Here is a 13,332-nt window from a genome sequence, read left to right on the forward strand (position 1 = left end):
TCCCGCCACCCCATTTACGGAGAAGCCAGAACATGAGCGAGTCCACCACCATCCGCTGGGAACAGGACGAGACCGGCGTCGTCACCCTCGTACTCGACGACCCCCACCAGTCCGCGAACACCATGAACGCCGCCTTCAGGGCCTCCATCGCGGCGATCGCCGACCGCGCCGAGGCCGAGAAGGACTCCATCCGCGGCATCATCTACACCTCGGCGAAGAGGACCTTCTTCGCGGGCGGCGACCTCAAGGACATGATCAAGGTCGGCCCGGAGAACGCCCAGCAGGCCTTCGACACCGGCACCGCCATCAAGAACTCGCTGCGCCGCATCGAGACCCTCGGCAAGCCCGTCGTCGCCGCGATCAACGGCGCTGCCCTGGGCGGCGGTTACGAGATCGCCCTCGCCTCGCACCACCGCGTCGCCCTCGACGCGCCGGGCTCCAAGATCGGCCTGCCCGAGGTCACGCTCGGCCTGCTCCCCGCGGGCGGCGGCGTCACCCGTACCGTACGGCTCATGGGCATCGCCGACGCGCTGCTCAAGGTCCTGCTCCAGGGCACCCAGTACAGCCCGCAGCGGGCGCTGGAGAACGGCCTCGTCCACGAGGTCGCGGCCACCCCCGGGGAGATGCTCGCCAAGGCCCGCGCCTTCATCGACGCCCACCCCGAGTCGCAGCAGCCGTGGGACGTCAAGGGCTACAGGATCCCCGGCGGTACGCCGTCCAACCCGCGCTTCGCGGCAAACCTCCCCGCCTTCCCCGCGAACCTCAAGAAGCAGACGGGCGGCGCGCACTACCCCGCCCCGCGCAACATCCTGGCCGCCGCCGTCGAGGGGGCGCAGGTCGACTTCGAGACCGCGCTGACCATCGAGGCCCGCTACTTCACCGAGCTGGTGACGGGCCAGGTCGCCAAGAACATGATCCAGGCGTTCTTCTTCGACCTCCAGGCCGTCAACTCCGGTGCGAGCCGTCCGGCCGGCACCGAGCACCGCAGGGTCCGCAGGGTCGCCGTGCTCGGCGCGGGCATGATGGGCGCCGGAATCGCCTACTCCTGCGCCCGGGCCGGCATCGAGGTCGTCCTCAAGGACGTCTCCGCGGAAGCCGCCGCCAAGGGCAGGGCGTACAGCGAGAAGCTCCTCGCGAAGGCGCTGGACCGGGGCCGCACCACCGAGGCCGAGCGCGACGCACTCCTCGCCCGCATCACCCCCACCGCCGACCCCGCCGACCTCGCGGGCTGCGACGCGGTGATCGAGGCGGTCTTCGAGGACACCGGCCTCAAGCACAAGGTGTTCCAGGAGATCCAGGACATCGTCGAGCCGGACGCGCTCCTGTGCTCCAACACCTCCACCCTGCCCATCACGGGCCTGGCGGAGGGTGTCTCGCGCCCCGTCGACTTCATCGGCCTGCACTTCTTCTCGCCCGTCGACAAGATGCCGCTCGTCGAGATCATCAAGGGCGAGCGGACCGGCGACGACGCCCTGGCCCGCGCCTTCGACCTGGTCCGCCAGATCAAGAAGACCCCGATCGTCGTCAACGACAGTCGCGGCTTCTTCACCTCGCGCGTGATCGGCCAGTTCATCAACGAGGGCGTCGCGATGGTCGGCGAGGGCATCGAGCCCGCGTCCATCGAGCAGGCCGCCGCCCAGGCCGGCTACCCGGCGAAGGTCCTCTCCCTGATGGACGAGCTGACCCTGACCCTGCCGCGCAAGATCCGCAACGAGACGAAGAAGGCCGTCGAGGAAGCGGGCGGCACCTGGCCGGGCCACCCCTCGGACGCGGTCATCGACCGCATGGTCGACGAGTTCGGCCGCCCGGGGCGCAGCGCTGGCGGCGGCTTCTACGAGTACGACCGGAGCGGCAAGCGCACCAGGCTGTGGCCGGGACTGCGCGAGCACTTCGGCGCGAACAGGGAGATCCCCTTCCGCGACATGCAGGAGCGGATGCTCTTCGCCGAAGCCCTCGACACGGTCCGCTGCTTCGAGGAGGGCGTCCTGACCTCCGTCGCCGATGCCAACATCGGCTCCATCATGGGCATCGGCTTCCCCGCCTGGACCGGCGGCGCGATCCAGTACATCAACGGTTACGAGGGCGGGCTGCCCGGATTCGTCGACCGCGCACGGGAGCTGGCTGCCACGTACGGCGACCGCTTCCAGCCCCCGGCCCTGCTCGTCGGGAAGGCGGAGAAGGGCGAGAGGTTCAGCGACTGAGTCCTCGGGCCACGGGTCGCGTTCGACGGCGCGGCGACGGTTACCGCTCGTCGACGAACGCGGCCCGCAGCTCCTCCTTCAACGACCGCTGGAACGCCGTGACCAGCGCCTGGAGCACCATCGGCTGCATGTGCGCCGACAGCGACTTCATCGCCTCCACGTGCTCGGGATCCGACTCCCGCTCCCGGTAGGGACTCCACACCTCGTCGCGGAACAGACGCGTCAGCGCCTGAGCCGCCGACCGGGTGTGCTCCAGGAGAATGGTGCGTGCGGCGAGGATCGTCTCGTGGGCGATCGGCACCCCGAGCAACTGCACACCGAGCGCGAGCAGCCCCGGATCCACCCGGAAGGCGTCCGGAGCATCGGCGCGCTCCAGTACGTTCATGGCCGCCAGCCGGTCGATGTCACCGTCCGAGAGCGCCCGGCCGGCCCGGCGCTCCAGCTCCGCACGGGTCGCGTCCTCCGCCGAGTCCGGCGCCCAGGACGCCACCACCGCACGGTGGATGGCCAGATCGTGTGCGCTCAGCCCCGGCGGCAGCTGGCTCAGGTAGCGCTCGATGGCGGCCAGCGTCATCCCGTGGTGCTGCAACTCCTCGATGAGGGCGAGACGGGACAGGTGCTCCGGCCCGTAGTGACCGACCCGACGGGGGCCGATCACCGGGGGCGGCAGGAGACCCTTGGTGCTGTAGAAACGGACCGTGCGCACGGTGACGCCGGCCCGCGCCGCCAGTTCGTCGACCGTGAGGGTCGGCTCGTCGGTGCCGGTGGTCGTCGTCATGGCGGTGTCCCGTTCTTCCTGCGCGCGGTGGTCCAGCGCAACAGTATTGCTGTCTCACCACTGTTGTGAAAGTCTGCCTGCCGCGTCCGGGTGCCGCCCCGGCGACCTCCCAGATGCTGCGCCCCGGGCGGGCAGCTCCGCGGACGGGGACGGTCCGGCCGAACGGGGCAAGGCACCCGTACCGGTGCGGACGGATCGTGCGAACGCGACAGCGGGGACGCACGGGCCCTCCGCCGATCCGTCCCCGCCCGCGCTTCCCCGCGCTCGGGTCAGCTCACTTCGCCGAAGCCACCACCGGGTAGTGGTCGCTCAGGTTCGTGTACGTGTACGAGGTGCCCCAGCTGGAGACCGTCCACGGCGCGCTCTGCTCCTTGACGACGTGGTTGGTCCAGCCGGACGCGGGGCGGGCGTGACCGGTCCGGTGCAGGACGTAGTCCAGGTCCTCGCGCGGGTCGGTCGGGTAGCGCTCGGCGGCTATCGAGTTGTCGGCGGTGTCGAAGGAGTACGGGTGGCCCGTACGGGACTGGGTGCCGTCGAGTCCGCCGTCCCGGAGCATCGACGCGTACTCGGGGCTGTGCGAGTCCACGTTGAAGTCGCCGGCGACCATCACCTGTTCGCCCTGCGGAATCCTCTTCGCGTCGAGGAACGCATCGATCTGCCGCAACTGCGCGCTCCGCCTGGCCGCCGCCTCGCCGGTCTTGCAGCCCGGGTCGGTCGACTGGAGGTGGGTGCCCACCACGTGCACCCTCGCGCCGTTCACGTTCAGCACCACGTACGCGAAGCCCTTGTTGGAGTACCAGTCGCTGCCGCACGCCTCCTTGAAGACGAACTGCTCCTTGCGCACGATCGGCCACTTGCTGTAGACCGTCACCCCGCCGTCCTCCGGCGTCGTCGCCGCGTACGAGCCGCCGGTCGCGTCCCAGCCGGTCCTGCCGCGTCCCACCACCGGCGTCTGGTACGGGTACTGGGCTGCGGCGTTGCGCCCCAGCGCGTCCGACGAAGCGTTGTCGAACAGCTCCTGCAGGACCACGACGTCGTTGCCCTGGAAGAAGGGCGCGGCCGGAATCGCCTTCGCACGGAAGTCCTGACCCCAGTTGGGGTAGAGGTTCTTGCTGAAGAGGAAGGCGTTGTACGCGAGGACCTGGAGCTTCGGCACGTCGCTGGACGCCGGGGCCGCCGGTGCCGCGACGGCGGACGGGGCGGATGTGGCGAGCGCCGCGATCGCGGACAGAGTGGCGGCGGCGGCGGCGAGGGCCCGTCGACGCGAGGGAATCGGCACAGAGTTCTCCCGTGAGTGGTGAGATGCGAGAGGTGCGTGAGGTGCGGAACAAGCAGTGCGGGGACGACGGCTCGTGACGACCGTACGAACGGCCGGTACGAGACGACCGGAACGCAGCGACCAGTGCGAAACAAGCCGGTGCCGCACATCAAAGCAGCACCAGTTACTTCCCGGTAGACACCGCGCATCGCACAACTGTCGCCGCGGCCACCACCGCGCCAACTCCACCGATCACGCCCACTCTCCCCCCACTCGGATCCTTCTCGGCGCCACACGTCTCAGCGCCACGCGTGCAACCGCCGCCCCAGTTCCACCATCCGCGCCGCTGCCTCGCGCGAGGTGCTGAACGAGGTCAGGTCCGTTCCGCCGGAGAACCGCTTCACGGTGATCGCGCGCGCCGACGCGAAGGCCCGCAGCCCCTCCGCGCCGTGGATGCGCCCGTATCCCGACTCCCCGGCGCCCCCGAACGGCAGCCCCGGCACTGCCGCGTACCCCAGCACCGATCCCACCGACACCGAGCCGGTGTCCAGCTGTTCGGCCACCGCGAGGCCCTCCTTCCGCGAGCCGGTGAAAACCGTCGCCCCCAGCGAGTACGCCGACGCGTTCGCCCGCTCGACGGCTTCGTCCAGGTCGCGTACGGCGTTCACCGCGACCACCGGGCCAAAGGTCTCCTCACGCATCGCCGCGCTGTCCTCCGGCACCCCGACCAGCACCACCGGGTGCACGAAGGGTGACCGCAGCGATTCCGGACCGCCCAGCGGCGCGTGCGCTCCCGCCGCGAGGGCATCCTTCATGTGCCGTTCCACGACGGCAAGCTGGGCCGGGAGCGTCAGCGGACCGTACGCCTCGCCGGGCTTCAGCTCCCGGGCCTTGCGTACGATCCGCTGCACGAGGTCCGCGTGCACCGACTCCACCGCGTACACGCGTTCCACGCCCGCGCAGGTCTGTCCCGCGTTCGACATAGCGCCCCACACGGCAGCGTCCGCCGCCGCCTCCAGGTCGGCGTCCGCGCCCACGAGCAGTGCGTCCTTGCCGCCGCACTCGGCGAGCAGCGGCGTCAGCGACCGTGCGCAGACCTCGGCCACCTTCCGCGCAGTGCCGGGCGAACCGGTGAACGCCACCTTGTCGACGCCCGCCTCCGCCAGCGCCGCCCCGGTCGCCCCGAAGCCGGTCACTACCGTGAACAGCTCGGCGAACTCCGGCGGCACCGCGTCCGCGAACGACGAAGCAAGCAATTTGCCCACGCCGGGCGTGAGTTCGGACGGCTTGAAGACCACGCCGTTGCCCGCGGCGAGGGCGTAGCCGATCGAGCCCATCGGTGTGTGCGCCGGGTAGTTCCACGGGCCGATCACCCCGACCACGCCCACCGGTTTGTACGCCAGCAGCGCCCGCTGCCCGAGTGCGGTGGCCCCCGACGGAACCCGCCGCCGCCCCAGTACCCTGCGCGCGTGACGAGCCGCCCAGTCCAGATGGACGAGGACGAGCAGCACTTCGGTACGGGCGTCGTGCAGCGGCTTGCCGGTCTCGGCGGACACCGTCTCGGCCACCTCGTCCATCCGCCGGGCCAGCGACCGCTTCCACGCCAGCAGCGCGGAACGCCGCCCGTCCCACCCGGCCGCGGCCCACCGGCGGGCCGCGGCCCTGGACCGTACGACCGCAGCCCGCACCTCCTCGGGGCCGTGCACCGGGTATGTGCCGAGGACGGAGCCGTCGGCGGGGGAGCGGGACTCGAAGGTCTTGTCCGAGGGGGAAACGGCGGGCATGTTCGCATCACTCCAGTGGCAGCGGTTCCGGCGGGCGCCTGACGCCCGGCACAGGCACCGGGCACCCACAGCGTGCACCCGGGCCGGGCTCGAACACCAGACCGCCACCGCCGAGGTCCGGCCGCCGGGCGGGCGCGAGACGTGGACGCCGCCCGGCCGCGCCTGCCGTCCCGCCCGCGAGCCTCCGAGGCGCGGCTCACCGGCATCCTGGGTACAAGAGCGCGCCGCCACCCACTGGCGTCGGTCAACAGTCGCTGGGAGACGGCGCGTTCAGGCAAACCGGCCTGCCGTCGGAGTCAGTGCTCGTGGATGGTGTTCGTCTCGGCGATCTTCTTCCACGACTTGGGCGCGACCGGCTTGGCAGCAGACCTCGGGGCGATCCGCGCCTGTGCGGCGGCCGGGGCCGAGGGCTTCGACGGCTGGAACAGCCAGGTGTCGAAGAGCTCCGCGAGCGGCTTCTTCGAGACCTTCTCCGCGTACCTGACGAAGTCGGACACCTTCGCGTTGCCGTACGCGTACTGCTGGGGCCAGCCCTTGAGGATCCGGAAGAACGCCTCGTCGCCGACCTTGTTGCGCAGCGCCTGGATCGCCATCGCGCCCCGGTCGTACACGGCGATGTCGAACTGCTTGTCCGGGCCCGGATCGCCCGGCTTGACCTGCCAGAACGGGTCGTCGGCCGGGCGGGAGGAGTAGGCGTGGTCGGCCAGCTCCTGCGCCGTGCCCTCGCCCTCCTTCTCCGACCACAGCCACTGGCTGTACCGGGCGAAGCCCTCGTTGATCCAGATATCCTTCCAGTGGTGCACGGACACGCTGTCCCCGTACCACTGGTGGGCCATCTCGTGCACGACGACCGAGACGTTCGCCCCGTTGGCGAACTGGCGCGGGCTGTAGAACGGCCGGGTCTGCGTCTCCAGCGCGTAACCGCTGGTCACGTTCGGGATGTAGCCGCCGATCGCGTTGAAGGGGTACGGGCCGAAGATGCCCTCCAGCCACTCGGTGACCTCGGCGGTGCGCTCGATGCTCGCCCTGGCCGCCCCGCCGTGGTCGCCCAGGTCCTTGCTGTACGCGTTGAGGACCGGCAGACCGGAGGCCGTCCTGTCCGTCGTGACGTCGAACCTGCCGACGGCGAGCGTGGCCAGGTAGGAGGCCTGCGGCTTGTTGGAGCGCCAGGCGAACCGTGTCCAGCCCAGCTTCGAACTCTGGGACTGCAGAACGCCGTTGGAGATGGCCTGGCTGCCGTCCGGCACCGAAACCGACACGTCGTACGTGGCCTTGTCGAGCGGGTGGTCGTTGCTCGGGAACCACCAGGCGGCCGAGTCCGGTTCCTGGGCGGCGACCCCGCCGTCGGGGGTGCGGTGCCAGGCGGTGAATCCGCCGATCCTCACCTCGGACGGCTTGCCCGCGTAACGGACCACCACCGACAGCGACTTGCCCTTCTCCAGAGGTGCCGCCGGCGTGATGACGAGCTCCTGCTCGCCCTCCTTGGCGAACCTCGCGAGCCTGCCGTTCACCCGTACCTCGCTGACGTCGAGGCCGAGATCGAGGTGGAAGCTGGACAGGTTCTGCTTCGTGGTGGCGAGGAGCGTCGCCGTGCCCTCCAACAGGTCCGTCGCCGGCTGGTACTTCAGCCGCAGGTCGTAGTGCGACACGTCGTAACCGCCGTTGCCGGCGGCCGGGTAGTAGGGGTCGCCCATGCCCGGAGCCCCGGGGGCGAAAGATGCCGCCGACGCGGGGACCGCCAGCAGCAGGGTGGCCGCGGCGAGCACGCCAGGGGCGAAGATTCTGCGGTGCACGAGTGCTCCAAGGGGTCGGGGTATGCCATCTGTCGGCACTCTATTGAGCCCCTCGTCCACCAGTCATGTCCATGGTTGCTCCTGTCACAGGATCGACATCCGGCCGACATGAGGCCCGGTGTCCCATTTGGCGGCGCCCTGCGCTTGAGGCCCGCTACTGCCCTCTTTTGCGCGGGAGTCGACCGCGTTACCGTCCGGCCATGTCGATACCAGCGCGAGCCCCGCGCCCGAAGCGGAGAACGCTCGTACCCATGACCGTGGCCGCCATGACGGCCGTCCTCCTGGCCCCGGTGGCTGCGGCGCAAGGCACCCCGCAGGTGGCCGGCCCGGCCGCTTCGCCGGGCGTCGCGCTCGCGCAGCCCGCGGCCCGGCCGACCGGGAGCAGGCCCGTCTACGCGTACGACAGGGCCGTCCGCGAGTCCGTCTGGGTCGACACCCGCATCGACGGCGACAAGGACGGGAGGACCGACCGGGTCGCCGTGGACATCGTCCGCCCCCGTGAACTCGACGGCACCGGCCGCCGCATTCCGGTGATCATGGACGCCAGCCCCTACTACGCCTGCTGCGGGCGCGGCAACGAGAGCCAGAAGAAGACGTACGACGCCGCGGGGCACCCCGTCCAGTTCCCCCTCTTCTACGACAACTACTTCGTGCCGCGCGGCTACGGCTACGTCGCCGTCGACTTCACCGGCACCAACCGCTCCGACGGCTGCGTCGACATCGGCGGCCGCTCGGAGATCGCCTCCGCCAAAGCCGTCATCGACTGGCTGAACGGCCGCGGCCAGGGCTACACCACCCGCACCGGTGATACCCGCACCCGCGCCCACTGGTCCAACGGCAGCACCGGCATGATCGGCAAGAGCTGGGACGGCACCGTCGCCAACGGCACGGCCGCCACCGGCGTCAAGGGCCTCAAGACCATCGTGCCCATCGGTGCCATCTCCTCCTGGTACGACTACTACTTCCAGCAGGGCGCCGACCTCTACGACGGGGGACCCGACGACCTCGCCGGGTACGTCGAGTCCAAGGACGCGGCGCCCCGCTGCAAGCCGGTGAAGAAGCAACTCGCCGACGGTGCCCCGCTCAACGGGAACCGGACCGCGCTGTGGGAGGAACGCGACTTCGTCCCCGACGCGCGCAAGGTGCGGGCCAGCGTCTTCGCCGTGCACGGCATGCAGGACCTCAACGTCCGCATGAACCACTTCGGCAAGTGGTGGGACGCGCTCGCGAAGCAGGGCGTGGACCGCAAGGTGTGGCTCTCGCAGACCGGGCACGTCGACCCCTTCGACTTCCGGCGCGCCGAGTGGGTGAAGACCCTGCACCGCTGGTTCGACCACGAACTCATGGGTTACGCCAACGGCATCGACCGCGAACCGATGGCCGACATCGAGCGCGCCCCGGACCAGTGGACCACCGACAGGGTCTGGCCGCCGCGCGGCACCGACACCACCAGGCTCCGCCCGCAAAAAGGCAGTTCACCCGGTGTCGGAGTTCTCGGCCTGAGGCGCGCCGGGCCCGGCAGCACGGAGACCTTCACCGACGACCCGCGGCTGGACGAGACCGCCTGGGCGGCGAAGATCGACACCGGCACCCCGGAGAAGGCCGGTTTCGCCACCCGGCCGCTCAGCCGTGACCTGCGGCTCTCCGGCTCCTCCAAGGTCACCCTCAGCGTCACGCCCTCCACCACCAGCGCGCACCTCAGCGCCGTCCTCGTCGACCTCGGACCGGACACCATCCGCAATTACGGCGCGCGGGGCGAGGGCATCACGACCCTCACCGAGCGCACCTGCTGGGGTCCCGGTGCTCCTGGTGACAGCTCCTGCTTCAAGGAGACCCGGGCCGACATCACCGCCGTCGACTTCACCGTCTTCAGCCGCGGCTGGGCGAGCCTCGCCCACCACCGGGGCGACGGAAAGGCCCGCCCGCTCACGCCAGGAAAGGAGTACGAGATCACCGTCGACCTCGCGGCCACCGACCACGTCGTCCCCGCCGGGCACCGGCTCGCCCTGATCGTCGCCGGCACGGACGCCGGACTGGTCGAGGCGCCGGACACCCGCCCGACCCTCGGTCTCGACCTCGCCGGTACCTCGGCGAAGCTGCCCGTCGTCGGCGGTGAGCGCACCTTCGCCCGCGCCACCTCGGGCCACGCCGCCGCGGCCCCGCTGTCACCGGGCGCACGTAACGGGGTGCGGGTGCCGCAGGACCTCTCCCGGATGCCGGGGACGGCACCGGCCGACAACGCCGCCGACCGGACCCGGTTCCTCCTGCCGGGAGCCGGGCGATGAGGGCCCGCGCCCTCGCGGCGCTCCTGGGCACCGCGGCCCTCGCGGTACCGCTCCTGGGCGCGGGCCCCGCCCGGGCGGGCGACACGGGACGCACGCCCCTGCCCCGTACCGGCTTCGAATCGTCCCAGGGCGCCCGTTGGACCAGCCAGGCCGAGGAGCAGGACTTCCTCGCCGCCGTCGACCGCGCGAGCGACCGCACGTCGGTGTCCACGATCGGCACCACGAAGCAGGGGCGTGCGCTCCAGCTCGTCCGCATCGGCGAACGCCCGCGCACCGCCTCCACCGTGCTCCTGATCTGCAGTCAGCACGGCAATGAGCCCGCGGGCCGCGAAGCCTGCCTCAGCAAGGTCCGCGACCTCGCCCACGCCCGCGACCACCGAACCCGGGACTTCCTGCGCAGGACCACGGTCCTCGTGGTCCCCACCGCCAACCCGGACGGCCGCGCGGCCGACACCCGCGGCAACTCCGACGGCACCGACATCAACCGCGACCACATCGCCCTTGCCACCGCCGAGGGCCGTGCCCTGGCCGCCGTCCTCCGTGACCACAAGCCGGACCTGGTCTACGACCTGCACGAGTACGGGGGCACCCCGCCGTACTACGACAAGGACCTCTTCGACCTGTGGCCGCGCAACCTCAACACCGACCCGCACGTGCACGCCGAGTCGAAGAAACTCTCCGCCGACCACGTAAGGCCCGCCGCCCACGCCTCCGGCTTCAGCACCGGCACGTACGGCATCTGGACGGACCCGGTCACCGGTGAGCCGGTCAAACAGGTCGCCGGCGACGGCCAGGAGCGCATCCTGCGCAACGCCTCCGGGATCAAACACTCCGTCGGCCTGCTCATCGAGAGCCGCGTCGACGCGCTGAGCGACGCCGAGAAGAGGGACCGGTCGCTCAACCAGCGTCGCCGGGCCGCCTCCCACGCCGCCTCCCTCGACGGCGCGCTCGCCTACGTCGACCAACGGCGCGGCCGGATCGAAGCGGCCACGGGCTGGGCCCGGCTGGCCGGGTACGCCGACCGGGGCCCGGTCTATCTGGGCGGCGCCGACAACGATCCGGCCGAGCCCTCGGAGATCCTCGCCGACCCACCGTGCGGCTACCGGCTGACGGACGCGCAACTGGCCGCCGTGGGCGACGAACTCACCCTGCACGGAGTCGGGTTCAAGAAGGTGCGCGGCGGTGCGCTCGTCACTCTGCGGCAGCCCCAGCGGGACCTCGTCCCGCTCCTCCTCGACGAAAGGGCCTCCTACCGCCTGACGATTGGCCAACGGACCACGCTCTGTTAGCAGATCGTGACGTGCGACATGTGTGGATCGGGGTAGCGGCAGGGAATCCTCCCGCCCCGAAAGGTGACCACACCGTGCCGCAAGACGATCAGCCGACGGACGACCGGGCAGCTTCGCCAGTCATGGCGGACCTGCCCGGCAGCCCGCACCTCACCCCACGGCCCCGGACCGACCGCGTCGTGTTCGGTGTCACCGCCGTCCTCACCTTGGCATTCGTGCTCTGGGGTGCCCTCGCCACCCAGTCCCTGGAGGACGTGTCCAGTTCGCTCCTGGACGCCCTCATGCACAACGGCGGCTGGGCGTTCATGCTGGCCGCCTCCGGGTTCGTCGTCTTCGCCCTCTGGCTCGCGATGAGCCGGTACGGGAAGATCACACTCGGCGACGAGGGGGAGAAGCCCGAGTTCCGCACCGTTTCCTGGGTCGCGATGATGTTCAGCGCGGGCATGGGCATCGGCCTGATGTTCTACGGCGTCAGCGAGCCGCTGGGCCACTTCTCGTCGCCGCCGCCCGGCACCCACCCGACCGCCCCGGCGGACGCCATGCAGACCGCCATGGCCACCACTCTCTTCCACTGGACCCTGCACCCGTGGGCGATATACGCGGTGGTCGGCCTGGCCATCGCGTACAGCACGTTCCGGCGCCGCCGCAGGCAGACCATCAGCGCCGTCTTCACGCCGCTCATCGGTGAGAAGCACGCCAACGGCGGGGTCGGCCGGGTCATCGACATCCTCGCCATCTTCGCCACCCTCTTCGGATCGGCGGCCTCCCTCGGACTCGGCGCGCTCCAGATCGGCAGCGGCATGACCGAGCTCGGCTGGATGGAGAAGGCGGGCACCGGCCTGCTCATCTCCATCATCGCCGTCCTCACCGTCGCCTTCATCGCCTCCGCGGTCTCCGGCGTCGAGAAGGGCATCCAGTGGCTGTCCAACATCAACATGGTGCTGGCACTGCTCCTGGTGCTGTTCGTCTTCGTCGCGGGCCCGACCATCTTCGTCCTGGACCTCGTGCCCACCTCGCTCGGCGCGTACCTGGGTGAACTCCCGCAGCTCATCGGCCGCACCGAGGCCACCGGCGGCGAGGACGTCGCGGCCTGGCTGAGCGGCTGGACGGTCTTCTACTGGGCCTGGTGGATCTCCTGGACACCCTTCGTGGGCATGTTCATCGCCCGGATCAGCCGGGGCCGCACCATCCGTCAGTTCGTCGGCGGGGTCATCCTGGTCCCGAGCACGGTCAGCCTGATCTGGTTCGCGATCTTCGGCGGCTCGGCGATGAAGCTGAAGGCCACCGGCCGCCTCGCGGAGGAGTCGACCCCGGAGGGGCAGCTCTTCGGACTCCTCCAGGAGTTCCCCATCGCGACCGTCACGTGCATCCTCGTGATGGTGCTGGTGGGCATCTTCTTCGTCTCGGGCGCGGACGCCGCATCCATCGTGATGGGCACACTCTCCCAGAAGGGCTCCTTCGAACCCACCAGGACGGTCGTCATCTTCTGGGGCTGCGTCACCGGTGCCGTCGCCGCGATCATGCTCCTGATCGGCGACGGGCAGGGCGACGCGCTCAAGGGCCTGCAGAACCTGACGATCCTCGTCGCGGCGCCCTTCGCCGTGGTCATGGTCGGCATGTGCTGGGCCCTGATGCGCGACCTGCGCCGCGATCCGCTGATCGTGCGCGGCGAGATGGGTGTCGAAGCGGTCGAGGCCGCGGTCATCGAGGGCCACAAGAAGTACGAGGGGGACTTCGAGATCCGCATCGGCCCGGGCAACGGCAGTGCCGACACGGACGACACCGGCGCCGGCACGACGCCTTCGCGCGGCGGCGGAACGACCAAGGTGCTCTGACACAAACGGCGGCGGGGGCGGCCGGGGCATGTCCCCGGCCCGCTCCCGCCGCCGTTTGTACGGCACCCCGACGACGGCCCGGACGCCGTCCTCAGCGACCCCACCACGA

Annotated in this window: 8 protein-coding genes; 4 read left to right on the forward strand and 4 right to left on the reverse strand. The window is 70.7% G+C overall.

The window, feature by feature from the left end:
- Nucleotides 1-32 precede the first annotated feature (32 nt).
- Nucleotides 33-2,201: a 3-hydroxyacyl-CoA dehydrogenase NAD-binding domain-containing protein gene (locus HNQ79_RS15280; protein ID WP_185031234.1), complete on the forward strand. Its 2,169-nt coding sequence runs from the start codon at nt 33-35 to the stop codon at nt 2,199-2,201.
- A 40-nt stretch (nt 2,202-2,241) separates the two neighbouring features.
- Here the strand turns inward: HNQ79_RS15280 and HNQ79_RS15285 are convergent, their stop codons facing one another.
- The 4 genes from HNQ79_RS15285 to HNQ79_RS15300 form a co-directional block, all read right to left on the reverse strand.
- Nucleotides 2,242-2,979, reverse strand: a complete 738-nt coding sequence (locus HNQ79_RS15285; protein ID WP_185031236.1) for a MerR family transcriptional regulator — start codon at nt 2,977-2,979, stop codon at nt 2,242-2,244.
- Between the two features lie 274 nt (nt 2,980-3,253).
- Complete coding sequence (sph, locus tag HNQ79_RS15290; RefSeq protein WP_185031238.1) at nt 3,254-4,258, reverse strand: sphingomyelin phosphodiesterase; 1,005 nt, start codon at nt 4,256-4,258, stop codon at nt 3,254-3,256.
- A gap of 278 nt (nt 4,259-4,536) precedes the next feature.
- Complete coding sequence (locus HNQ79_RS15295; RefSeq protein WP_185031240.1) at nt 4,537-6,021, reverse strand: aldehyde dehydrogenase family protein; 1,485 nt, start codon at nt 6,019-6,021, stop codon at nt 4,537-4,539.
- 296 nt (nt 6,022-6,317) lie between these two features.
- Nucleotides 6,318-7,814 carry a M1 family metallopeptidase gene (locus HNQ79_RS15300; protein ID WP_185031242.1) on the reverse strand — a complete coding sequence of 499 codons (1,497 nt, stop codon included), beginning with the start codon at nt 7,812-7,814 and terminating at the stop codon, nt 6,318-6,320.
- Nucleotides 7,815-8,065: 251 nt separating this feature from the next.
- On the opposite strand from HNQ79_RS15300, the gene HNQ79_RS15305 reads away from it, so the two are divergent.
- From HNQ79_RS15305 to HNQ79_RS15315, 3 genes are all read left to right on the forward strand, one after another.
- Nucleotides 8,066-10,099 (forward strand): Xaa-Pro dipeptidyl-peptidase, encoded by a 2,034-nt coding sequence (locus HNQ79_RS15305; protein ID WP_185031244.1) that lies wholly within the window; start codon nt 8,066-8,068, stop codon nt 10,097-10,099.
- Nucleotides 10,096-11,388 (forward strand): M14 family metallopeptidase, encoded by a 1,293-nt coding sequence (locus tag HNQ79_RS15310; protein ID WP_185031246.1) that lies wholly within the window; start codon nt 10,096-10,098, stop codon nt 11,386-11,388. Before HNQ79_RS15305 ends, HNQ79_RS15310 begins: the two co-directional genes overlap by 4 nt.
- A 74-nt stretch (nt 11,389-11,462) precedes the next feature.
- Nucleotides 11,463-13,223 (forward strand): BCCT family transporter, encoded by a 1,761-nt coding sequence (locus HNQ79_RS15315; RefSeq protein ID WP_185031248.1) that lies wholly within the window; start codon nt 11,463-11,465, stop codon nt 13,221-13,223.
- The last annotated feature ends 109 nt before the right edge of the window (nt 13,224-13,332 follow it).

It is taken from the genome of Streptomyces candidus (genome assembly GCF_014207445.1).
In the GTDB taxonomy this organism is placed as follows: Bacteria; Actinomycetota; Actinomycetes; order Streptomycetales; family Streptomycetaceae; genus Streptomyces; species Streptomyces candidus.